The sequence below is a fragment of the Clostridium aestuarii genome (genome assembly GCF_026735135.1).
GTDB classification, from domain to species: Bacteria; Bacillota; Clostridia; order Clostridiales; family Clostridiaceae; genus Clostridium_H; species Clostridium_H aestuarii.
The window spans coordinates 1-24,225 of record NZ_JAPQER010000002.1 but is presented as its reverse complement, the minus strand read 5'-3'; the positions used below and the strand labels follow the sequence as shown (position 1 = coordinate 24,225).

19 protein-coding genes, 2 tRNA genes and 2 rRNA genes are annotated in these 24,225 nt (G+C 28.5%); all 23 read right to left on the bottom strand.

The genetic code is table 11. The annotated features are described in order from the left end of the window. Positions 1-19: 19 nt before the first annotated feature. Entirely contained in the window at positions 20-1,069 is a 1,050-nt protein-coding gene (locus OW763_RS04265) for a nucleotidyltransferase family protein (protein WP_268039844.1), read from the bottom strand. 35 nt (positions 1,070-1,104) lie between these two features. Beyond that, complete coding sequence (locus OW763_RS04260; protein WP_268039842.1) at positions 1,105-2,085, bottom strand: methionyl-tRNA formyltransferase; 981 nt, start codon at positions 2,083-2,085, stop codon at positions 1,105-1,107. An 85-nt stretch (positions 2,086-2,170) separates the two neighbouring features. Next, a complete protein-coding gene (neuC, locus tag OW763_RS04255; RefSeq protein ID WP_268039841.1) occupies positions 2,171-3,319 on the bottom strand; it encodes a UDP-N-acetylglucosamine 2-epimerase in 1,149 nt (382 codons plus the stop codon). 25 nt (positions 3,320-3,344) lie between these two features. Further along, positions 3,345-4,391 carry an N-acetylneuraminate synthase gene (gene neuB, locus OW763_RS04250; RefSeq protein WP_268039840.1) on the bottom strand — a complete coding sequence of 349 codons (1,047 nt, stop codon included), beginning with the start codon at positions 4,389-4,391 and terminating at the stop codon, positions 3,345-3,347. Continuing rightward, the gene (locus OW763_RS04245) at positions 4,384-5,088 is read right to left on the bottom strand and encodes an acylneuraminate cytidylyltransferase family protein (RefSeq protein WP_268039839.1); all 705 of its coding nucleotides are present in this window, start codon (positions 5,086-5,088) and stop codon (positions 4,384-4,386) included. Before OW763_RS04245 ends, neuB begins: the two co-directional genes overlap by 8 nt. Positions 5,089-5,117: 29 nt before the next feature. Then, positions 5,118-5,858 carry an N-acetyltransferase gene (locus OW763_RS04240; protein ID WP_268039838.1) on the bottom strand — a complete coding sequence of 247 codons (741 nt, stop codon included), beginning with the start codon at positions 5,856-5,858 and terminating at the stop codon, positions 5,118-5,120. 41 nt (positions 5,859-5,899) lie between these two features. Beyond that, positions 5,900-7,000, bottom strand: a complete 1,101-nt coding sequence (locus OW763_RS04235; protein ID WP_268039837.1) for a Gfo/Idh/MocA family protein — start codon at positions 6,998-7,000, stop codon at positions 5,900-5,902. Between the two features lie 57 nt (positions 7,001-7,057). Continuing rightward, a complete protein-coding gene (locus tag OW763_RS04230) occupies positions 7,058-8,374 on the bottom strand; it encodes a nucleotide sugar dehydrogenase (protein WP_268039836.1) in 1,317 nt (438 codons plus the stop codon). 35 nt (positions 8,375-8,409) lie between these two features. Then, positions 8,410-9,513: a DegT/DnrJ/EryC1/StrS family aminotransferase gene (locus OW763_RS04225; RefSeq protein ID WP_268039835.1), complete on the bottom strand. Its 1,104-nt coding sequence runs from the start codon at positions 9,511-9,513 to the stop codon at positions 8,410-8,412. Between the two features lie 46 nt (positions 9,514-9,559). Next, positions 9,560-11,401: a polysaccharide biosynthesis protein gene (locus tag OW763_RS04220; protein WP_268039834.1), complete on the bottom strand. Its 1,842-nt coding sequence runs from the start codon at positions 11,399-11,401 to the stop codon at positions 9,560-9,562. A gap of 268 nt (positions 11,402-11,669) precedes the next feature. Further along, complete coding sequence (gene galU / locus OW763_RS04215; protein WP_268039833.1) at positions 11,670-12,587, bottom strand: UTP--glucose-1-phosphate uridylyltransferase GalU; 918 nt, start codon at positions 12,585-12,587, stop codon at positions 11,670-11,672. A gap of 116 nt (positions 12,588-12,703) precedes the next feature. After that, positions 12,704-13,777: a tetratricopeptide repeat protein gene (locus OW763_RS04210; RefSeq protein ID WP_268039832.1), complete on the bottom strand. Its 1,074-nt coding sequence runs from the start codon at positions 13,775-13,777 to the stop codon at positions 12,704-12,706. Positions 13,778-13,937: 160 nt separating this feature from the next. Continuing rightward, positions 13,938-15,680: a phospho-sugar mutase gene (locus OW763_RS04205; RefSeq protein WP_268039831.1), complete on the bottom strand. Its 1,743-nt coding sequence runs from the start codon at positions 15,678-15,680 to the stop codon at positions 13,938-13,940. 179 nt (positions 15,681-15,859) lie between these two features. Beyond that, entirely contained in the window at positions 15,860-16,462 is a 603-nt protein-coding gene (locus tag OW763_RS04200; protein ID WP_268039830.1) for a 50S ribosomal protein L25, read from the bottom strand. Positions 16,463-16,540: 78 nt separating this feature from the next. Further along, a complete protein-coding gene (locus OW763_RS04195; protein WP_268039829.1) occupies positions 16,541-17,362 on the bottom strand; it encodes a hypothetical protein in 822 nt (273 codons plus the stop codon). Positions 17,363-17,375: 13 nt separating this feature from the next. Beyond that, on the bottom strand, positions 17,376-18,206 hold the full coding sequence (locus OW763_RS04190) for a hypothetical protein (protein ID WP_268039828.1): 831 nt from the start codon (positions 18,204-18,206) through the stop codon (positions 17,376-17,378). Positions 18,207-18,273: 67 nt separating this feature from the next. Beyond that, the gene (locus OW763_RS04185) at positions 18,274-18,729 is read right to left on the bottom strand and encodes a 2-thiouracil desulfurase family protein (protein ID WP_268039827.1); all 456 of its coding nucleotides are present in this window, start codon (positions 18,727-18,729) and stop codon (positions 18,274-18,276) included. Positions 18,730-18,756: 27 nt separating this feature from the next. Beyond that, positions 18,757-21,114 (bottom strand): endonuclease MutS2, encoded by a 2,358-nt coding sequence (locus OW763_RS04180; protein ID WP_268039826.1) that lies wholly within the window; start codon positions 21,112-21,114, stop codon positions 18,757-18,759. Positions 21,115-21,172: 58 nt separating this feature from the next. After that, entirely contained in the window at positions 21,173-23,539 is a 2,367-nt protein-coding gene (locus OW763_RS04175; RefSeq protein WP_268039825.1) for a U32 family peptidase, read from the bottom strand. A 102-nt stretch (positions 23,540-23,641) separates the two neighbouring features. Beyond that, positions 23,642-23,718 (bottom strand) — tRNA-Ile (locus OW763_RS04170). 9 nt (positions 23,719-23,727) lie between these two features. Then, positions 23,728-23,844, bottom strand: a 5S ribosomal RNA gene (rrf, locus tag OW763_RS04165). 130 nt (positions 23,845-23,974) lie between these two features. After that, positions 23,975-24,049 (bottom strand) — tRNA-Asn (locus OW763_RS04160). A gap of 91 nt (positions 24,050-24,140) precedes the next feature. After that, a 23S ribosomal RNA gene (locus OW763_RS04155) occupies positions 24,141-24,225 on the bottom strand; the annotation flags it as partial.

Sequence of the window (24,225 nt, the reverse complement as noted above, 5' to 3'; positions counted from 1 at the left end):
AATTTATACTCCCTTCACATTAGAAAAATTTCTTAACATCTTCATTTGCTCTTTTAAAATCTTCCATCTGACCAATATCTGACCAATACTCCGTAATTTGATACACCCCTGATTTACCATTGTTTTCAATAATATTTTCTATAAGATCAGTCATATTATATTCTTTATTTTTAGGTATGTATTTAACAACATCTTCACTTAATACATAAACTCCACTATTAATATAAAATTTATACACTGGTTTTTCTTCTAATGATTTTATCTGTAAACCATCGGTAACCATTACACCATATGGAACTTTCATCTCATAATTTCTTGATCCAACAGTAATATCAAATTTATTTTCTACATGATGATTTAAAAGAGAATCAAAATCTACACCAGTTAATATATCACCATTTATAACAATAAAAGGCTTATTCAGCTTTTCTTCTACTAATTTTATAGAACCAGCTGTTCCTAATTTCTTAGTTTCCCTTACATATTCAATATTAACATTAAATTCCTTGCCATCCTTGAAATATTCTTCAATAATTTCTCCTTTATAATTAATAGAAATTATAAAATTTTTAAATCCATATTCTTTAAATTGCTCTATAATTCTTTCTAATATAGGTTTTTTACCTACTCTAAGCATTGGTTTTGGAACATCTTCTGTAAGAGGTCTAAGTCTAGTTCCAAGTCCTCCAGCAAGTATAAATACATAGTTGTTCTTTTCCTCATACGAAATTATATCATCTAAAAAATATAAATCTATTAGCTTGCCTTCTTCATCCAAAAGTGGTACCTGCCTTATTTTGTATTTTAGCATTAACTCCTTAACTTTTTTCTTACTTGTAAGTTTACTTACAAATTTAAATTTTTTGCTGTAAATTTCCTTGATGTTATCCTCAATTCTATTTCCTTTAAGTATTGCTCTTCTTATAATACCGTCTGTAATAATTCCTTGAACATGCTTTTCTTCATCAACTACTAAAGCAGCTCCAGTTAAATTTTTATCTATACATTCCATAGCATTCTTTATTGTGGAACTGAAATTTATACAGTATGCATCATTTGAAAATCTCACCAAACCACCTACACTTTATTATTTTTACTGATTCATTATTTTTTATTTTCAGCATCTGTTAACTTTTCTTCTAATTCAACTATTCTATTTTGCAATTCAAATATTTTTTTATATAAATCTATACCTAGCCTTCGTCCAACTGGAATACTAGGAATATATTTTTCCTCATCTATATTGTTTGAAATCTTTTTGATTTTTATTGCTGTATCTCCAGTTTTCACAATTATACCATCTTCTACTCTTCCTATTATTTCTCCTGGAGTAGAAATATATTTAGAATAATCTTGTTCTTCACTTTCCCAAATATATATTTTTTCATCATTTAAATAAGTCTGAGCTCCTGGAGACGGTTCTGCCAAAGCTCTAATGAAATTGTGTATTTTTCTACTTGTCCAGTTCCAATCAATCAGTTCATCACCATTTCTTCTATAAGAGAAATATGAACCTTTTATATGGCTTTGTTTTATAACATCGGCTCTATTTTCTTTGATTTTATATACAGCATCTAATAAAACTTCTGGACATTTTTTATGTGTTTTTTTCAATAGGGTATTATATGTATCTTTTTCTTCAATAGGAATTACTGCTTGTGAAATTATATCTCCTGTATCTATTCCATCATCAATATAATGAGCTGTTATTCCAATTTCCTTTTCATCATTAATTAGAGCCCAATTAAGGATATTCCTTCCTCTAAAGTTAGGTAATTTACCTGCATGACAATTTATAAATCCATTTTTAGAAGTTTCGCGTAGTTCTTTTTTTATTATTTGATCGAAAGACATTGATATACTTAAATCAAGATTTAATTCTTTTGCAAATTTCACAAATTTCTCACTATTAACATTCTTTTCAACATAAACAGGAATATCTGCACTCTCACCAATTTCTCTTAGCACTGGATCTTGTGAACTATATCTTAGTATAACCCCTTTTACCTCTATATCTTCTGCATCTAATATTTTTATTAAAGATAGTTGCGCCCATGGACCATCTCCATAAAATAAAATTTTCATAAGCTTAATACACTTCCTTCTCATAGAACTAATTTATTTATATATACTCACATTGTTATTGTAATTAAAATAACAAAGCCTTATTTTAATACGTTATTCTTTTTTGAATTAATTCTCTAGTGATTTCAATTTCATCCAAGTGTTTGCTTATTCTTTCCCCAGCTTTGCCATCTCCATAAGGATTAACACATGACTTTAATTCTTCTCTATACTTATCATCATATAGTGCTTTATTAATTCCTTTTAGTATTTCTTCTTTTTCATATCCAACATCTATTACATTACAAGCCCTAAGTCTTCCTTCTTGTCTTGTACCGATATTTATAACTGGCAACTTAAAGCTAGACGCTTCTATTATTCCTGAAGAAGAATTTCCTATCATTGCATCAGCAATATTTAAAAGACTCAAATATTCAACTTGTGAAAGGTTTTTAAAAACCTTTAAAAAATCATATTTTTCTCTGTATTCTTCTATTACCTTTATTATTTCTCTTCCACCATTGTCACTATTAGGGTATGAAATAATTGTTTGCACACCACACTCTACTACTGCTTGTAGCGTTTGTTCTATCTGCCATTTTACTAAATCTCTTTCTGTAGTTATTGGGTGTTGAGTCATTATAAAAATTTTACTATCTTCCAAATTAAATTTTTTTAACATTTCTTCTCTTGAAATATATTCAGTATTCTTAATATAATCAATACCAGGTGCTCCTACTACATATACATTTTCTTCTTGTTCACCCATTTTTATAATTCTTTCTCTACTATCTTCTGTTGTAGGGAAGTGTATATGAGAAAGTTTAGTAATAGCGTGTCTTATAGACTCATCTACTGTTCCTGTAACTTCTCCACCATGAATGTGTGCTACAGGAATGTTCATATGAGTAGCTGTAATAGACGCAGCAAGCATTTCACCTCTATCTCCTAATACTAATAGAATTTCTGGTTTTAGTCTTTCTAAGCTTTGAGTCATATTCATAATAGTTAACCCAATAGACTTTGCCATAGAAGCTCCTGTATCTGAAGCCAAAATAGTTTCTATTCTTTCAGCTATAAAAAAACCATCTTTTTCAATTTCATTAACTGTCATTCCAAATTCTGGACAAAGATGCATACCACAAACAATTAATTGTAATTCTAAATTAGGATTTTTTTCTATTTCTTTAAGAACTGAATAATATATACCGTAATCAGCTCTAGTTCCAGTTACAACTGCAATTTTTCTCTTCATAAATTCCAAACCTCTCTATAAATTGTTAATCTTCAAAAACACCAAAAGTTAATTGTTCATCTTTATTAATATTTTTATTAGCTTTTTTACCTATTAAACTCTTATAATATTTAGGACTAAGTCCATCTCCTGGTCTTTTATAATCTAAATCTTCTAGTTTTATTATTTCACCCTTATTTATATTTCTAAAAGCTACTATACTCTTACGAGCAACCTGCATAGTACTGATTTCACTTTTACTAAACCTCTTTACTCCATTTCCTAAAGAAATTTCTACACTTCTGATTCCATCAACCATCTGTTTAAGTTCTTCTGGCTCTAAAGAAGCTTTATGGTCAGGTCCTTCCATATTTTTATCTAGAGTAAAGTGCTTTTCAATTATATTTGCTCCCAAAGCTGCTGCAGCAATAGGTATTGTGATTCCCTCCGTATGATCTGAGTACCCACCAACTACCCCAAAAGCTTCTTTTATAGTATTCATAGCTTTTAAATTTACTGTTTCAAGAGCTGCTGGATAATTTGATGTACAATGAAGCACTGCAATATCATCTATTCCTTTATTTTTTAGACACATAAGTGCTTCTTCAATTTCTCCCAACACAGCCATTCCAGAGGATAAAATTATTGGCTTATTCATATCAGCTATATGCTCTAATAATGGAATATTAGTTAAATCACCCGAACTTATCTTAAAAGCTTCAATTCCAATAGAACTTAAAAAATCTGCACTTTCAAATTCAAAAGGTGTTGATAAGAAAATTATTTCTTTATCTTTACAATATTTTTTAAGTTCTTTAAACTCACTATATGATAATTCTAACTTTTTCAACATATTAAACTGACTATCTTCAATTCCTATGTTATCCTTTTGATACTTAGCCATTTTAGCATAACCTGTTACTAGCTTTTCACTTCTAAAAGTTTGGAATTTAACTGCATCTGCTCCTGCATATACTGCCATATCCACAAGTTTTTTAGCAAGTTTTATATCTCCATTATGATTAACTCCAGCTTCAGCTATTATAAAACATGGTGAATTATTACCAATAATTCTACTCCCTATTTTAATCATCACTATTCTCCTTTAAAATAAGTTCTACTAATTTTGCATCCAACATACTATCTATATCAACAGATTTTTCTCTTTTCATTATATATGGCAAAGTTTTTTCATTAAAGAAATTTTTTTCCTCTAATAACATTCTTACCTTATTTATGTACAGTGCACCATTAAAGATATATACTTTAGGTAATTCCTGTCTTCTCAAATTATCACCAGTAAATTCTATTATAGGCTCTAATCTATTATCCTTAATTGTTCTCATAATAGCAGGATTTTCGTCTACTTCACACACACTTATCAGAGAATCCTCTTTACTATTCATAAGAACTTCTATTGCATTATCAATATCATTACAATTTCTAAGGGGAGAAGTTGGTTGAAGTAGAATAACATAATCAAAACATTCTCCCTTTTCACTTAAAAAATTTATTCCATGTATAACTACATCTATTGATTTTGCAGAATCATTTGATATTTGTTCAGGTCTTAAAAATGGAACACTAGCTTTATGTTTTAAAGAAACCTCTTTTATTTTACTATCATCTGTTGAAACCATTGTATAATCAATATATTTAGATTTTTTTGCCGCTTCTATAGTATATGCTATCAACGGTTTACCACAAATATCCATTATATTTTTATAAGGTATTCCTTTTGACCCTCCTCTAGCTGGAATTATAGCTAGAATTTTTTTATCCTTATACATAACAATATGTCTTCCCTTCTATATTTGGGCTATTGATTTTTTAATAATTGTTCTTGTGGTACATCTCTAAATTTTTTGGCTGGATTTCCTACAACAATTTCAGCTTTTTTTACATCTCTTGTTACAACACTGCCTGCTGCCACAAATCCATCTTCATCTATAATTTTTCCTGGCAACACTACTGCTCCAGCACCAATTCTTCCACCTTTTTTTATAGTTACTCCTTTAAAATTATTAAATCTCTCCTTAGAGCGAGCAGCATAATTATCATTTGAAGTAACAACACAAGGGGCTATAAAAACATAATCTTCAATTTCTGAATAAGCTGTTATATAAACATTAGTTTGTACTTTACAATTAGATCCTACTTTACAAAAATTCTCAACCGTAGCTCCTCTTCCAATTATTGTTTTAACTCCAATGCTAACATTTTCTCTTATGGTAGCCAAGTCTGCAATAAGAGTTTTTTCTCCTATAGTACATCCACAGTAGATTATTGTACCTGCTCCAATTAAACATTCATCTTCTATTTTGCAAGGTGTATATTCTTCATCGTCTTTGAATATACTATTTACAGCTCTCATAGGAGTTTTTCCTATTATAGTATTATCATCTATTCTAACATTATTTCCTATTTTGCTTCCTTCATGGATTACTACATTATGTCCAATAATACAGTTATCTCCTATTGCTACACTATCCTCAATAACAGCAAAATGTCCTATTTTTACATTCTTCCCTATTTTAGAACTTTTAGAAATATAGTTCATATTTTTTCCTCCATTTTATCCGTACTTAAAAGCTATAGTTTCTATTTAGATAATTCTTTTTCCATATCTAAAGTAGAGAAATCTTCTAATGGGAATTTTACAGGCATCTCAGTTAATCTTGACTTGTATGCAGCAAGAATTATTGACATGGCTTTTTTACCTTCTTTTCCACTTATTAACGGTTCAGTATCATTTTTTATTGCATCTATAACATTTTTAAATAATGGTACATGTCCACTTCCATACACACTATCAGGATCTCCCTCTTGAGCTTTTAATATATCTTCTTCACTATCTTTATTGTCTTCGAATCTCCAGTTTTCTATTCTATTAACAGCAAGACCCCCTATGCATACAGTTCCTTTTTGTCCAAAAACACTTAATGTTTCTTCTAAGTTTTTAGGGAATACACACGCAGTTCCTTCTACTATGCCTATAGAACCATTTTTGAAGCGTATAATTACAGCACCAAAATCTTCAGCTTCAATATCTCTTATAAAAGTATCACATTGTGCATATACAGTATCAATTTCTCCTCCCATCATCCATTGAAGAAGATCAATATTATGTATGCATTGATTCATAAGAGTTCCACCATCAAGCTTCCAAGTACCTCTCCAAGGAGCTTGTTCATAATATCCCATATTTCTATTCCATAGTATTCTTGCCGTTCCATTAATTAATTTTCCAAATCTATTTTCTTCAATAGCTTCTCTAAGCTGTTGAATTGGTTTATTAAATCTGTTTTGGTGGCATATTGATAATTTAACCCCATTCTCTCTAGCTACTTTTATCATTTCATTAGCATCTTTCATGGAAAGAGCCATTGGTTTTTCAACCACTGCATGTTTTCCTTTATTCATACAATATATTGCTATTTCTGGATGATATCCACTTTCCGTTGCTATCGTTACTACATCTATTTTCTCTTTTTCTAACATTTCTTTATAATCCTTGTATACATTTACTTCAAGTTGTTCTTGCATTTTTTCCATGTATTCTTCTTTTTTAGCTTCAGCTTTAGTTATATCTACATCACAAGTAGCTGCAAGCACAGCTTCTTCTCTATTATATACTAATCCTTCAATATGTTTGTAAGAAATTCTTCCACATCCAATTATAGCAAATCTCAATTTTTGCATCACAATCACTCCTTAATTATAATAAAGGATAAACCCTAAGGTCTATCCTATTTAACTTTAAAGTTTGTTTATTTTTTGTCTATTATTTTTAACATCCTTTGTAGCATTTCTAGTATCATATAATAATTTAGCATTTTCAACTATTTCTTCATAGTCATAGTCTGTATGGTCTGTAGTTATTATTACAATATCAGCATCTTTTATTGCAGTTTCCCATTCTACAGATACATATTCTTTTCCGTTATGTTTAAATTCTGGTACATAAGGATCATTATATATTACTTCAGCACCATTTTTTTCTAAGTGTTCAATTACTTTAAGTGCTGGAGATTCTCTCATATCATCTATATCTTTTTTGTAAGCTACTCCCATTAAAAGAACTTTAGAACCATTTAGAGATTTTTTATGTCCATTTAAAAGTTTCATAGCGTTATCTACTACAAATTCAGGCATTAAATCATTGATTTCTCCTGCGGTTTCGATAAGTCTTGTATGATAATCAAATTCTCTAGCTTTATATGTTAGGTAGAAAGGATCTAGTGGTATACAATGTCCTCCAAGACCTGGACCTGGATAGAATGCCATAAATCCGTATGGTTTTGTCTTTGCTGCATCTATTACTTCCCAAATATCTATACCCATTTTTTTGCAAAGTACAGCCATTTCGTTTGCAAGTCCTATATTTATATGTCTGAATGTATTTTCAAGTATCTTTTCCATTTCAGCAACAGCTGGTGAAGAAACTGGATGTATTTCACCTTCTAAAACAGTTGCATAAAGTGCTGCTGCAACTTCAGTACATTCTGACGTACATCCTCCAACTACTTTTGGAGTATTTTTTGTTTTAAATTGCTTATTACCTGGATCAACTCTCTCTGGTGAAAATGCTAAAAAGAACTCTTCTCCACATTTCAAACCTGATTCCTCTAAAATAGGTCTTACTATTTCTTCAGTAGTTCCTGGATAAGTAGTACTTTCAAGTACTACTAACATTCCTTTATGTAGATATTCCGCAACACTTTTTGTAGAAGCAATAACATAAGATACATCTGGTTGTTTAAATTTATCAAGAGGAGTTGGAACAGCTATTGCAACTGCATCTACATCCTTCACAAAAGAAAAATCTGTTGTTGCTTTTAATTTTCCTTCTTTAACTAAAGTTTCTAAATCACTATCTATAATATCTCCTATGTAATTATGTCCTTCATTAACCATTTCTACTTTTTTATCCTGTACATCAAACCCTATAACTTCATACCCGGCTTTAGCTTTTTCAACTGCAAGAGGTAATCCTACATAACCTAAACCTACAACTCCAAGCTTTGCAGTTCTATTTTGAAATTTTGATAAAAGTTCTTCTTTTAACTGTGACATAATATTTCCTCCTAAATATAAGAAATTCTGTATGTTTATCTTTCAAAAAATTCTTTTATTTTTGATACAACATATTCTTGTTGTTCTTTTGTCATTTCAGGATACAATGGAAGAGCAAATGTTTTTTCACAAGCATCTTCAGCATTTTTTAAATCTCCCTTTTTATAGTTTAAATACTCATATACCTTTTGAAAATGTACTGGTATAGGATAATAAATTCCTGTTGCTATTCCATTTTCTTTTAAATAAGCTGCAAGTTCGTCCCTTTTCAAAGATTGAATTGTATATAAATGATACACATGCTTACAATTTTCTCTTTCAGTTGGTAATTGAACATCTACATCTTTTAGAAGTTCATTATAAATATGAGCATGCTCTTTTCTTGCATCATTCCATTTATCTATATAATTTAATTTAACTCTAAGTATAGCTGCTTGTATTTCATCAAGTCTGCTATTGTGACCTATAACTTCATGATGATATTTAACCTTGCTGCCGTGAACTCTTAGTAGTTTTATTTTTTCAGCTAACTCATCGTCATTAGTTACAATCATTCCACCGTCACCATAGCCACCTAAATTTTTTGTTGGGAAAAATGAATAACATCCCACGTGACCTATTGAACCTGCTTTTTTACCTTTATATTGTGCTCCTATAGCTTGACAAGCATCTTCTATTACTACTAAGTTATGCTTTTCAGCAATTTCCATAATTCTATCCATATCGCACATTTGTCCAAAAATATGCACAGGAATAATTGCTTTAGTTTTTTTTGTTATATTTTTTTCTATGCTATCACAATCTATACATAATGTATCCTTTTCTATATCAGCAAAAACAGGTGTAGCTCCAACAACTGATGTAGTCTCTGCAGAAGCAAAGAACGTAAATGGTGTAGTTATTACTTCATCACCTTCACCTATTCCAAGTGCCTTTAAAGTGAGCATTAATGCATCTGTTCCATTTGCCACACCTATTCCATATTTAGTTCCAGTATATTCAGCAATTTCTGCTTCTAATTTTTTCACATTAGGTCCCATTATAAAATGAGTTGATTCTAAAACTTCTTTTACCACTTTATTGATTTCATGTTCTATTGTATCATATTGAGCCTTTAAATCTAATAAATTTATTTTCAAAGTCATCTCTCCCTTTCAGCATTTTTATATTGTTTATCTTAATATATTATTTCCTTTTATATGTTGGGACTTTTTCTGAAATAAGTCTAACAATATCATCTACATCCTTATTAAGTATTTCTTTAAATTGTTCTATCGATTCTTCAATATACTTAATATTATATTGTTTAGGCTTTTCTACAAATATTTTTTCATGCTCAGTTGATGTAACAGCTACCTCATTAATTAAAAGTTCTTCATATAATTTTTCTCCTGGTCTTAATCCAGTATATTCAATTTTAATATCTTCATCAGGTTTTAACCCAGAAAGTCTTATTAAATCCTTAGCTAAATCCACAATTTTAACAGGTTCACCCATATCGAGTACGAATATTTCGCCTCCTTCAGCCATTGCTCCTGCTTGAATCACAAGCTGTGCCGCTTCAGGTATAGTCATGAAGAATCTATTTATTTCTGGATGAGTAACAGTTACAGGTCCACCATCTTTAATTTGTTGCTTAAATAGTGGTATAACTGACCCATTACTCCCAAGCACATTACCAAATCTAACTGCTACATATTCTGTATTACTTTCATTATCAAAAGCTTGAATTATTTTTTCACAAAATCTCTTAGTTGCTCCCATTATATTAGTAGGATTTACAGCCTTATCCGTACTTATTTGCACAACCCTTTTAACATTATAAAGGTGACTACATTTAACTACATTATATGTACCTACTATATTGTTCTTAATCGCTTCTTGTGGATTATTTTCCATAAGCGGTACATGTTTGTGAGCAGCTGCATGGAAAACTACACAAGGCCTATATTCTTCAAAAACTTCTTTCATTCTTTTAAAATCTCTAATAGATGCAATTATAACTTCTAAATCTAAATCTGGATATTTTCTTTGTAATTCCATTTGAAGTTCATAAGCATTATTCTCATATATATCAAGTATTATTAGTTTTTGAGGATTAAACTTAACTATTTGCCTACATAATTCTGAGCCTATAGATCCGCCTCCACCAGTTACTAATACAACATTTTCATTTATATATTTATTTATATTTTTATTATTAAGTTTAATTGGTGCTCTTCCAAGTAAATCATTAATTTCTACATCTCTTAACTGACTTATATTAACATTTCCATTTATTATCTCGTATATTCCAGGAAGAGTTTTTAATTTACAATTAGTCGTTTTGCATATATTGTATATCTCTTTTCGTTCCTGAAAAGGGATAGACGGAACAGCAATAAATATTTCTTTAATTTCATTTTCCTTACATATACTAACTATATTTTTTCTATTTCCTATTACTTTAATTGCATTTATAACTTTTCCCTTTTTAGATACATCATCATCGATAATACCTACAATATCATAATTTAATTCTTCATGTTTTTTTATTTCTCTAATAAGCATTGCACCGGCATCACCAGCCCCTATTAATAATACTCTTTTAACTTCATTTTTTTTATTAGCATCTCCAACTTTGTTATATCTAGATATTATTCTGTATACAAATCTTGTTCCTCCTAAAGCAATTACACATAAAAGCCAATATATTATATGCACTGTAAATGGGAAACGATAATGACCAAATTTTAATATTTTATGACTAATTAAATAACTATATAATATAAAAATTATATTTGATAATGAAACAGAATATATAATCGAAACCAGTTCATCTATTGATGCATATTTAAGCATAAAATTATATAAATGGAAAATTTTATTACAAACAATCGTTATTAAAATTACCGGAATAATAGATACTTTAAAAAACACAATATATTCTTTAGGAATAATAAAATCAAATCTTAACAATAACGCAAAATATAATGAAAGCGCTACCAAAATTATATCATATACTAAAAATCTTTTATTTTCTCTCATGCTACCACACCCTTAAAGTTTGTTATTTTTCTGTCCTAAATCATTTTACATCATTTTAAAAATTATTCAATCCTTTTTGTTAATCATTTTCTAAATATCCACTTTTAATATTTAGAAGTTAATATCCCCATCTCTTATATTATACATATTAATAACAAATTTCACTTTATAAATTTGTTATCTATTAGTAGATGTTAAAAAAAATAAACATGTCTTGTAAAAACTTATTTTTTTACACAAGACATGTTTATTATATCACAAATATATATTATTTTTTATTTATTTCATTGTACAATTCAGAATATAGTTCAACAAATTCAGGATTATTTTTTATTGTAATTAGATATTTCATAAATTTTTTTCTTAATTCTTGTTTTTTTAGTGCAAATTCAACCGTAGCTTCTAGAAATCCTAACTTATCTCCAACATCATATCTTCTTCCATTAAATTTATATGCATACATAGCCTCCTGTTTAATTAATGTTTTCAAAGCATCTGTTAGTTGTATTTCTCCAGATTTTCCAGGTTCAGTATTGCTTAGTATATTAAAAATCTGAGGTGTTATTATGTACCTTCCCAATATCGCAATATTTGAAGGTGCCTCTTCAAGTTTAGGTTTTTCAATAAGATCCTTTACTTTATAAACTTGCTCTTCTATATGCATCCCCTTAACTATTCCATACTTACTAACATCATTTTTAGGTACTTCTTGCACTCCTAAAATAGTAGTTTTATATTCATTAAAACATTCAATCAATTGCTTTAAACACGGAACTTTACTATCTACGACATCATCACCTAACATTACTGCAAAAGGTTCATCTCTTACAAAAGTTCTAGCACAATTGATAGCATGCCCTAGCCCCTTAGGTTCTTTTTGCCTTATATAGTATATATTTACCATATTAGATATATCCGTAACCATATTCAGAAGTTCTTTTTTTCCTTTAGCCTCCAGCTGGTTTTCAAGTTCTATGGATTTATCAAAATGATCTTCAATTGCTCTTTTATTTCTTCCTGTTATTATCAATATCTCTTCAATTCCTGATTGCACTGCTTCTTCTATAATATATTGAATTGTAGGCTTATCTACGATTGGAAGCATTTCCTTAGGCTGAGCTTTAGTTGCAGGCAAAAATCTTGTTCCTAATCCAGCTGCAGGTATTATAGCCTTCTTTACTCTCATAAAGTATATCTCCCTTCAAACATAACTATTCATAACAGTACTATTTTAAATATATTACGCACACACATTTTATTATGCCTCATATCTACAATTTTAATAAATTATTTAATGTTTATTTAAGCCTTTTTTAATATTTCTTCTAACTCAAGAAGTATTTCATCCTTTGGATCTATTTTTTTTGCAATATCTAAATGAATTTTAGCTTGTTTATTATCACCTATATTGAGATAACACATAACTAAATTAGTACAAACCTCAATTGATTTGGTAGCTTCAAATACCTTTCTAAAATAATGTATAGCACTCTCAAAATTTTCAAGGGATGCATAATTTATTCCTAATTCATTAAAAACTTCCGGATAGAAACTATCTATTTCTAAAGACTTTTCTAGATAATATATAGCTTTATCATAATTTTCTAAAATCCTATATCCCACAGCAATATGAAAATATATCTCTGCTTTATCACCTAATTCCTCTAATAAAGGTATAAGAATAGTCAAAGCCTTTTCAGGTTCCTCATAAACTAATTGCTTAGCTTCATCATAATTTGCTATAGTTTTTAGAGAATTTTTAAATTCTGTTATTTCTATAGTTTCCTCTCCACCTTTTGATATATATGTATTTATAGAAAACAATGCACCGTTATAATCACCTTTTTCTTGTTTTATATGTGCCTCATAAAAATATGGTTCAGCATAATTTTCTATGCTCTTTGCTTCATCAATTACTACTAGTTCCTCTTCAATGTATGCTTCATTTTTAGTTCTTAAACTTTCTGCAAGCATTATTAGTTTATTATAATATTCTTTATTATTTTCTATCCTATTTAGCCCCTTAAGCATTATATACGCATCTTCAAATTTATTATCTTTAATTCTTTCTGCAATTCTTCCTTTTATAAATTTTTCACTTTCAGGAAATGTTTTTATTAATTTTTTGTAACTTTCATTATACTTAAATTTCTCATCTGCCCCTAACACATATGTCATTCCTTCAATAAAAAACACTACAGGAATACTTTCAATATTTTCACCATCTTTTATTTTATTTACTATGCTTTCTGCAGCAATTGGCATGTATATATCTTCAAATATATTTGTTTTAAATATGCAACCTGCTCTTTCCTTATTTATTTGTAAAAAAAACAAATTAGAAAGTTTATTTTTAAATTGAGTATTAATATCCATAATACTTATTCACCAACCTTATCAATTTTATTTATAGCATTTATTCTTTACTTGCTACCTTTCATTATAATAAAAAAAACTGTTTTTTGTAAGTAAATCTTTAAATAATAATAACTGCAGCATATTATTATACTGCAGTTATTATTATTGGTTCAATATATTATTTATTAATATTACACGCAACATTAATAATGTTAGTAATATTTTTTTCAAATTGGCTCATTTTTTCATTTGAATCTTCAAGGCTGTTTCCTACAACCGACATATATATTTTTATCTTCGGTTCTGTTCCAGAAGGCCTAACTACAAACGAAGAATTATCATCCAAAATAAATTTAAGTACATTAGATTTTGGTAAATCTATCTCTTGTTCTGTAAGAGTAATTAAATCTTTCTTTTTTCTCAAGTTATAATCTATTTTTGTTACTATTTTAGCTTCATTAATTTCTTGTTTCATAGCATGTCTTAAGTATTCTAAAACATTATTTATTTTTTCTCTTCCTTCTTTTCCTTCAAGCTTTATCGAAAAAAGTTTTTCTGTATAAAAACCATATTTTTTATACAATTCCATAAGAGCATCATATAAGTTCATACCTTTTTTCTTATAGTATAATGCCATTTCGCATATAAGCATTGAAGCAATAACAGCATCTTTGTCTCTTACAAAAGTTCCAGCTAAATACCCATAGCTTTCTTCAAATCCAAATAAATAAGTTTTATCCTTTTCTTCTTCAAACTCCTTTATTTTTTCTCCTATATATTTAAAACCAGTCAACACATCTATTATTTCAACATCATATTTTTCACATATTTTAGATGCTAATTCTGTAGTAACTATTGTTTTTATAACAACACCATTATGTGGTAGATTTTTTTTCTCTTTAAGAGACATTAAAATATATTCTGTAAGCAGTGCTCCCATAATATTTCCACTTAAAATCTTATATTCTCCATCTCTATCTTTAACAATCGCACCTACTCTATCACAATCTGGATCCGTACCAAATATAATATCTGGTTTTATTTTTTCTGCCATTTTTAATGCTATATTAAATACTTTAGGTTCTTCAGGATTAGGATACTCTGCTGTAGGGAAATTACCATCAGGAAGCTCTTGTTCTTTAACTACAAAGATATTTTCATATCCAAGTTCTTTTAGAACCCTTCTGACAGGAATATTTCCTGTACCATGAATCGGAGTATAAATTACCTTTAAATCATTAGCATTTTCTTTAACTAGCTCTTTTCTTATGGTCAATTCTTTAACTTTGTGTATATAGGACTTGTCCACTTCATCTCCTATTATATTTAACAGCCCTTTTTCTTTTGCTATATCTAAATTTATTGATTTTATTTTCGAGAAGTCATCAACTTCTTTCACAAAACTAATTATTTCTTTAGCAGCTTTATCCGTAACCTGTCCACCATCTTCTCCATATACTTTATATCCGTTATACTGTTTTGGATTATGTGAAGCCGTTATAACAATTCCTGCTTTTGACTTTAAATGTCTAATAGCATAGGAAAGCATAGGAGTTGGTCTTAAATCTTCAAAAATATTTACTTTGATATCATTTGCACATAATATCAAAGCTGATGCCATTGAAAATTCTTTAGACATTATTCGTGAATCGTATCCAATACTCACTGAAATAGACTTTCCTGAGTATTTATCTCTCAAATAATTAGCCAATCCCTGAGTAACCTTACCAATCGTATATATATTCATTCTATTAGAACCTGCTCCTATAATTCCTCTAAGTCCACCTGTTCCAAATTCTAAATCTTTATAAAATCTATCTTCTATTTCTTTTTCATTTTTCATATTTCTTAATTCATCTTTTGTATTGTCATCAATATGTTCTGAATTTAACCACATATTATATCTTTTATTGTATCCCATTTTTTACCTCCTAATGTAAATTTAAAAATATTATACTATATTTTTCCAAAAATATCCATACTATTTATTCATAAAATAAAAATAAAGACCATAAATACAAAAATTATTGCATTTATAGTCTTTTATTTTATTACAAAATATAAATTTATAATTAATTTTTATAAAGCTACAATTATATATTAATCTTCTTCTGTTGGTTCATTAACCTCTTCTTTTTCTTCTTCTGATAATGCACTTGTATTATATTTGCTTATTGCTAAAATCACAGTATCAATATCATCGACAAAAGTTATTTCACTTGAAATTTCTAAATCAGCTACTCTACAAACATCTCCAACTTTCATTTTGGATATATCAACTTCTATAGCCTTTGGAATATTTTCATATCTACCTTGAACCTTAACACTATTTTTTTCTTTTTGAATTATTCCTCCATCTTTTTTAACTAAATTTTCTCCTGTAAATATTAGAGGTACTTCTGTATGAACTTTAGCTTTATTATCTATTTCTTGTAAATCAATATGTACTATATTATGATTTACTGCTTCTCGTTGAAGTTCCTTTATTAAGGCTTTATGATTATGATTATTAATTTCTAAATTAATAGTACCATGCTCACCTTGTATAGCAATCTCTTTGTTTAATTCTAATTCTCCTATCTCAAATAATATATTTTCCATTCCTTTTCCATAAAGAATTCCAGGTATTTTTCCCTTTAATCTTTTCTTTTTAGGATAATGTGATCTATTTTTGTTTCTTAATTGGCATTTCAAATTTTCCATTATTATCCCTCCTATACCTTTTTAGTATTAACAGAAAGACTAATAATATACATATTTTGAAACTATTTTATATAATTTTTATTTATTTCTAATTAATTTCACTCTATTTTCTATCTGATTTTCATGACTTTCTTTAATATAATCTTTATATTGTTCCATACTCATGTCTAACGCCTTTTCATATCTATTTACAAGTCTTTTATAATATTCCATTGTATATATAATCTTTGTAAACGACTTTCTAACTCTTTTATTAAAAAGTTTAAACACCATTTTTTTGCTTACTATTTTTTTTACAATATCATATTCTGTTTTACCTTGAACCAAAAGCTTAGCTTTATCTAAATTTAATAATATTCCTTCTTCGTATATATTATATAACGGTGTAATAATTTCATCTCTAAACACTTCGCCTTTTTTTATATAATTATCAGCTTTTAAATTTACATCTTCTATTTTTTCGTTATGTTTTTTAATTAACTCTATCATATGATTTGTAATATTTCTAACTTTTTTTGCTTCCTCTATATTCTCTTTATAAAGCACATCTAAACTTTGACTTACATCCTCTAGATCCTTTATCTCCCTATTTTTTATTTCTTCACTTTTTAATGCTTTTTTAATATTTAGATCACTCTTATCATTAAAAAACACATCTAAATAATAAGAAAGTCTTGAAAGTTGTTTTTTTATTTCAATATCATCTATAACATTTTCATCTTCATCTATATACAAAAATTCTGTATTTATCCTTTTTACATTCTTTTTAGTTATAATTACCTGTCTATACATTTTGCCTTCATATAAAAATTCTTTAGATACACTTTCAGTTTCATCTTTTTCTAAATAATTTTTAATTTTTTCTAATAATTTTTCTGAAGGCTTTGAATATATATCCATATTAACCTCTCCTTTATTTGATTCTAATTAATTTCATTTTAGCATCTATATTATCTTTTTCTCTTTTTATCAAAAACTTTTCATACTGATTTTCATGCATACTTAATATTGGAGCATATGTACTTAATATTTTCTCATATCCACCTATAATATTAGATAATTTCATAAAAGGTATATTTTTACTTTTACCAGTAAAAATATCGAACCATTTCTTTCTTTTTTTACAGCTTATTTTTATACTATCGTAATACTTTTTACCAGACTCTATTAATTTTACTTTTTTAAAATTTATCATTAAAATTTCTCTATAAATTGGACATAATTCATATAATATACTTTCACTATAAATATCATTATCTTTTTTATATTCATCTACTTTTAATAATAATTCCTTTATTCTATCATTGCTTCTAATTCTTAATTCTAGTATTTTTTCCATTATATCTTCTACTTTTTCTATGCCTTTTAATCCTTCACTATTTAAAGCTTCTAAAGCTTTATTTATTTCATAAAAATCATTTTTTTGATTCTTTATATCATCATCATTTTCTAGTGCTTTTTTTATGTATAATTTACTTTTTTCATTACAAAAAACATTCAGATAATACGTTAACTTAGAAAGTTGTATCTGTATTGATTTATCAGTTACTGTATCATTATTTTCATCTATATATAAACATCCCCTAAACTCCTCAACCATTCTTTTACTAGGGGTAAATATAATTTCTTTATACACTTTTTTATTATATTCAATTCCCTCAGAAATTTTAGCGAATTCTTTTCTACTCATATACTCTTTTACTACAACATAAAGCTCCCTTGGTATTACAGAATATATACTCATCTAAATTCCTCCTAACCAATTTTGTAATCCATTACACATATGTTTGCTAATGAGAAACTACAATATTTTATTTTAAACTATGAAAGTTTTTTTCAGTATACACCTTTATTCCATTTCTTAAAAACAACTCTGCTGTCACACCATTTCCTTTTATTTTAGTAGCACTAAAGTTACCATCATATATTTCACCACATCCACAAGAAGGGCTTTTTGCTTTTAAAATAGCAACTTTTGCCCCTACTTTTTTTGCAATATTTAAAGATTCATGAGCACCCTTAATAAATTGTAAAGAGGAATCTCCACCTTTTGGATTTATAACTTTTGTTTTTTCATCTAATACATCGCCTCCATCCCCTCCACAGATTTCATGAGGTATTCTTGGAGTCTCAAGACCCCCCATTTGTTCTGGACAAATAAGCACAGCTCTTCCTTCCTGTAAAAATTTTAATATTTCCTCATTTAAATTATTTTTTCCATTATACTTACAATTAACTCCACAAAGACAAGCACTTATAACTATCAAGATATTACATCCTTTCTAATCTTGAATTTATTTTAGTACAGCTATAGTAACTCCGCTTCCTCCTTCTCCGTATTCACCAGCTCTAAAGCTCTTAACATGATGATGTTTTTTTAGCATATCGTTTATAACATTTCTAAGTATTCCTGTACCTTTGCCATGAATTATAGTAACTTCTCCAAGTCCACCAATATAAGCATCATCTAAATATTTATCTACTTCATAAATAGCTTCTTCCGAATCCATTCCTCTTAAATCTACTGAAGAAGATACCTGTTTTAAATTCAAGTTAATTTGCTTTTTCTTCGCAACTTTTTTCTCAACTTTATTCTTCTTTATTTCACAAAGATCTTTGAGTTTTACTTTTATTTTCATAATTCCTGCTTGAACTTGAAGTTCACCTTTATTATTAGGTTTTGAAAGTACTATAACATTTTTATCAAAAGTTGTAAGATAAACTTCCTGTCCTTCATACACCTTCTCTAAAGGTTTTTCATTTTCTTTTGGTTTAGTAATATCAATTTCTACTTTTTCTAATTTTTCTTTTAATTTTTTTCTGTTTTCCTCTAATTTTTGACGCACATCAGAAGAGTATCCCATCTTTTCAAGTTCTCTTATGTCTTTCATTATTTTATCTGATTCTTCTTTAGCTTCTTTTATAATTTTTTTAGCTTCCTTTTGAGCCTCTATTGTTGCTTTCTCTCTGATTTTGTCAAACTTAGTTAACTTTTCTTCATATTTTGTCTTAAGTTTAACGGCTTGTTCTTTAACACCTTGAGCTTCTCTTACTTCCTTTTGTGCTTTTATATTTTTATCTTGAAGATTTTGGATTAAATCTTCAAATTGAAGTGTATCTCGTGAAATTCCTTTCTTAGCTTCTTCTATTATATAATTTGGTAATCCAAGCCTTTTTGAAATTTCAAAAGCATTAGATTTACCTGGAATTCCTATTAGCAATCTATATGTTGGTCTTAAAGTTTCTACATCAAATTCAACAGATGCATTTTCAACTCCTTCAATTCTCAAAGCATAAGCTTTTAGTTCACTATAGTGTGTTGTAGCAACAACCTTGCTTCCTCTCTGTCGTAAGTTTTCAAGTATAGCAATTGCAAGCGCCGCTCCTTCTGTAGGATCAGTTCCGGCACCAAGTTCATCAAATAAAGCAAGGGATTTTTCATCTGCATTATCAATAATGTTTACTATATTATTCATATGAGATGAAAAAGTTGAAAGACTTTGTTCAATGCTCTGTTCATCTCCTATATCAGCAAATACCTCTTTAAAAAAGCTTATAGTAGAGCCTTCCCCTGCCGGTATCATAAGCCCACTCATTGCCATAATATGTAATAAACCAACTGTTTTTAATGTAACTGTTTTTCCACCTGTATTAGGTCCCGTAATAACTATTGATGATATTCCTTTATTTAAATAAATATCGTTAGCTACTACTATCTTGGTATCTATTAATGGATGTTTTGCTTGTATAATATCAAAATATCCTTCTTGACTAATTTCAGGACATATACCATTAATACTTCCAGCATATTTTGCTTTTGCAAATATAAAGTCAAGTTCCCAAAGTATTTTAGAATTATTTTTTACAATAACTATATTATCATAAACCTTTTCCGATAAATCCTGAAGTATTCTTTCTATTTCAGCCTTTTCTTTAAGTCTTAATTCCTTTATTTCATTATTAAGATTAACTAAACTCATGGGTTCTATGAAAAGAGTAGCTCCTGAAGAACTTTGATCATGTACAAGTCCATGAACTGTTCCTTTATATTCTACTTTAACAGGAAGTACATACCTGTCTCCTCTTATAGTATATATATTTTCTTGAAGGTACTGTGAATACGTTCTTACTAGTGAGTTAACTTTAGATTTTATTGAACTTGTTTTGTCTCTCAAGGCTCTTCTTATATTAAAAAGAGTAGAACTTGCTTTATCTGAAATTTCCTCTTCTGAAATAATAGCTGAAAATATTTCATCCTCAAGACTTTTTATAGCAACAAGTCCTTCACAAATATCTTCTATAACTCTATAAGACTCCTCTTCTTCTTTATGACTTATATATAACTTAAACCGTCTTGCACATCTTAATAGATTTGCAATTCTAAGAAGCTGAACAGGCATAAGCATGAATCCTTTTTCAGCTCTACTTATTCCTTCTCTAACATCATACATACCTTCGAAAGGAGGCGCACTTTTCTTTATTAATAATTCAAATGCCTCTTTAGTTTCCTGTAAATGTTCTGTAACCTCAAAAATATTATCATAAGGTTGAAGTTCATCAATAATATCCTTTGATGCTGATGTAACAGTATACCTCTTTAAATCTTCTTTTATTTTATTAAACTCCAAAACTCTTAAAGCTCTTTCGTTCACCTATTTCAACCACCTTTTTATTGTTTTATTTTCATTTTACAAAATATCAACTTTACCCCTATTCTACCCCTCTTTTAAAATGTCCTCTTGTATATTTTGTAAAATCGCCTTCATATTTTTTCTCTTTAAATGCGTTCATTATTTTTAATGTATCTTCATAATTTTCATCTGTAAAATCCAATCTTAGAAAATCAATGTTTAACTTCTTAATTTCTTCAAAGTTAGGAATTAAATTAATAGCTGAAGAATTATATATATGACTTCTACAGTATTTATCCATTTTTAGTGGAAATTCTTCTCCAATTCTATCTTTAAGTACATAATTCCCATTTTCACACTCTCTACTACAAATATTGTTATTAGTTTTATTTCCAAACATACTTCCTATTGGACAATGTTCACTAATCATAAGTTCTGTTTTTCCATAAACTATTAATAAGCATGGAATAACAGCTTTCCTCATTAAATTGCTTATTTCTTTTTTATTCAACTCTAGACTGATAGAAGCAGTGTCTACCATATCCTTATAAAACTCTAAACTATAACTATTAAATATATTAAGTTTATAATCACCTATTATTTTTGTTTTTTCTTTAAATCTTTTTATTATACCTAAATTACATGTAACTATACCCTTTATATGCGATAGATTTTCTTCAATAATATTACATACACTTTCAAATTCATTCTTTATTATGCTAGCAGTTTTTATATATAAATTTTTACACCTAACTTCAGTAATATCTATATCACACTCTTTCATAAATAATTCTACTGCTATATTCTCTATTTGATATTCTTGTACTGCTTTTAACTGATCTTTTGTAGTAACTATAACTAAAGGATTATCTATTTTATCTCTTTTTTCTTTTTTACTACTCAAGTTCAAATTTAAACCTTTTTGCATACTTCTTTTATCTTTATTTATTATATATTCCACTATTTTTTGTAATAATTTTCTACGCATAGAATTAACTAACGACACAGGTAGAAACCCTTCTTCAAAACTCTCAAAATCAATATTTATGAATTGGAATGCTGTATCTCCTGTTTTATTTAGGTTTTTAATTATTTTTTCCTTATCTAAAGGTTTTTTTAAAGCTTTTTGAACTACCTCTCCAATCACTTCAAAATCTTTATCCTTGTAGTAAGTTCTTAATGTTAATGGTTCTCCCACATTAAATTTCACAATTAAATTTAAACCATTTTTTCTTTCGTATATATTGCTATATGTCTTACTAAGGTTCTCTAAAAGCTTTATATCTGAAGTTTTATATAGTATATCACCTATTTTGTATTTAGTAGGCTTTAGTTTAACTTCGTCACCTACATAAGCTTCATCTACATTTTCACAATCTTTTATGATTTTAGAAACTACAAATCCATCATTACCAAATCTAATTCCATCCTTAACACTTAAATTTTCCTCTAATTTAAGAGCTAAGTCCTTATTCACCTCACCAATTTTAACACCTGTATTTTTAGGAAAATTATACGCCATCATATTTTTACCTATATTACCAAATAAATAAGCACTTGAAAAACCTTCTCTATTAAAAAGCTGAAGCAACTTTTTCTTTTCCTTATTAACATTAAAATTTTTCATACTTGATTTTAATTGTTTACTACCATAAAATTCGTCTATAGCCTTTCTATATGCAGATACAACACCAGCAACATACTCTGGTCTCTTCATTCTTCCCTCTATTTTTAAAGAAGATGTTCCACTTTCTATTATCTCTTTAATATTTTCTAATGTACATATATCTTTAGGACTTAATATATATCCTTTTTTTTCTTTCATAATATCCCTATTTATTAATGTATAAGGAAGTCTGCACGGTTGAGCACATTTACCTCTATTTCCACTTCTTCCGCCTATTAGACTACTCATGAGACACTGTCCTGAATAGGATATGCACAAAGCACCATGCGTAAAAATTTCTGTTTCCACACCTAAATTTTTTGATATATATTCAATTTCATTCAAAGACAATTCTCTTGAAAGTACTATTCTTGAAAACCCTAATTTTTTTAGTAACAATGCTCCTTCTGGATTATGAACTGTCATTTGAGTTGATGCATGAATTTCAAAATCAGGAAAATTTCTTTTTATAAGTTCTGCAAGTCCTGTATCCTGAATTATTAAAGCATCAACTCCTATTTCATATAAAAATTTTATGTAATCCATAGCTTCACTAATTTCATTTTCTTTTATTAAGATATTAGCCGTAACATAAATTTTCACATCATATAGATGACAATATTCTACTGCCTCAATCATATTTTCTTCATCAAAATTTGAAGCATAGGCTCTTGCTGAAAACTTTGTTCCTCCAACGTATATTGCATCTGCTCCATTTTGCACTGCTGCATATAAACTTTCCATGCTTCCTGCTGGAGCTAGTAACTCGATTTTTTTCATCTATTATCTCTCCTTAGTCCATTCTTACACCTAATTATACATTATATCAAAGTTAGTCAATAGTTGACAATAAAAAAACAGCCCAATTAGGACTGTTTAAAATGGTGGACCTTCAGGGACTCGAACCCCGGACCTACCGGTTATGAGCCGGTTGCTCTAACCAGCTGAGCTAAAGATCCATATGATTTACCTGGCAGCGACCTACTCTTCCACATCGTCTCCAATGCAGTACCATCGGCGCTTTGAAGCTTAACCTGCGTGTTCGGAATGGGAACGGGTGTTACCTTCAAGCCATAACCACCAGATATCATAGTTCTTGAAATCTTTGATTTCTTAGAAATATGATACTCTTCAGATCTGCTGAATGAGTTTCATTTGTTTGTTTTTTACTCAACTCATAGCTGAGTTTCCTTTTAACTTATTCATTTTTTAAAATGGCTCCGCGAAAAGGATTCGAACCTTCAACCTATCGGTTAACAGCCGAGTGCTCCACCGTTGAGCTATCGCGGATCATTTTAGTTAAGAGTTTAAAGTTAACAACTAACTATTTTCTCTTACCTTGAAAGAAATTATTCTTTCAAAATTACACAGTGATATTTATTTGATCAAGCCCTCGACCTATTAGTATCGGTCAGCTGAACACGTTACCGTGCTTACACCTCCGACCTATCAACCTGGTAGTCTTC

What these genes read in the sequence shown, in the direction of transcription:
- OW763_RS04190 (WP_268039828.1), bottom strand. Translation starts at nt 18,206, where the DNA reads ATGAGTATATATTCTGTAATACCAAGGGAGCTTTATGTTGTAGTAAAA.
- OW763_RS04175 (WP_268039825.1), bottom strand. Translation starts at nt 23,539, where the DNA reads ATGAAAAAAATCGAGTTACTAGCTCCAGCAGGAAGCATGGAAAGTTTA.
- OW763_RS04200 (WP_268039830.1), bottom strand. Translation starts at nt 16,462, where the DNA reads ATGGAAAATTTGAAATGCCAATTAAGAAACAAAAATAGATCACATTAT.
- OW763_RS04220 (WP_268039834.1), bottom strand. Translation starts at nt 11,401, where the DNA reads ATGAGAGAAAATAAAAGATTTTTAGTATATGATATAATTTTGGTAGCG.
- OW763_RS04195 (WP_268039829.1), bottom strand. Translation starts at nt 17,362, where the DNA reads ATGGATATATATTCAAAGCCTTCAGAAAAATTATTAGAAAAAATTAAA.
- OW763_RS04235 (WP_268039837.1), bottom strand. Translation starts at nt 7,000, where the DNA reads ATGCAAAAATTGAGATTTGCTATAATTGGATGTGGAAGAATTTCTTAC.
- neuB (WP_268039840.1), bottom strand. Translation starts at nt 4,391, where the DNA reads ATGATTAAAATAGGGAGTAGAATTATTGGTAATAATTCACCATGTTTT.
- neuC (WP_268039841.1), bottom strand. Translation starts at nt 3,319, where the DNA reads ATGAAGAGAAAAATTGCAGTTGTAACTGGAACTAGAGCTGATTACGGT.
- OW763_RS04205 (WP_268039831.1), bottom strand. Translation starts at nt 15,680, where the DNA reads ATGGGATACAATAAAAGATATAATATGTGGTTAAATTCAGAACATATT.
- OW763_RS04240 (WP_268039838.1), bottom strand. Translation starts at nt 5,858, where the DNA reads ATGAACTATATTTCTAAAAGTTCTAAAATAGGGAAGAATGTAAAAATA.
- OW763_RS04260 (WP_268039842.1), bottom strand. Translation starts at nt 2,085, where the DNA reads ATGAAAATTTTATTTTATGGAGATGGTCCATGGGCGCAACTATCTTTA.
- OW763_RS04210 (WP_268039832.1), bottom strand. Translation starts at nt 13,777, where the DNA reads ATGGATATTAATACTCAATTTAAAAATAAACTTTCTAATTTGTTTTTT.
- galU (WP_268039833.1), bottom strand. Translation starts at nt 12,587, where the DNA reads ATGAGAGTAAAGAAGGCTATAATACCTGCAGCTGGATTAGGAACAAGA.
- OW763_RS04230 (WP_268039836.1), bottom strand. Translation starts at nt 8,374, where the DNA reads ATGTCACAGTTAAAAGAAGAACTTTTATCAAAATTTCAAAATAGAACT.
- OW763_RS04245 (WP_268039839.1), bottom strand. Translation starts at nt 5,088, where the DNA reads ATGTATAAGGATAAAAAAATTCTAGCTATAATTCCAGCTAGAGGAGGG.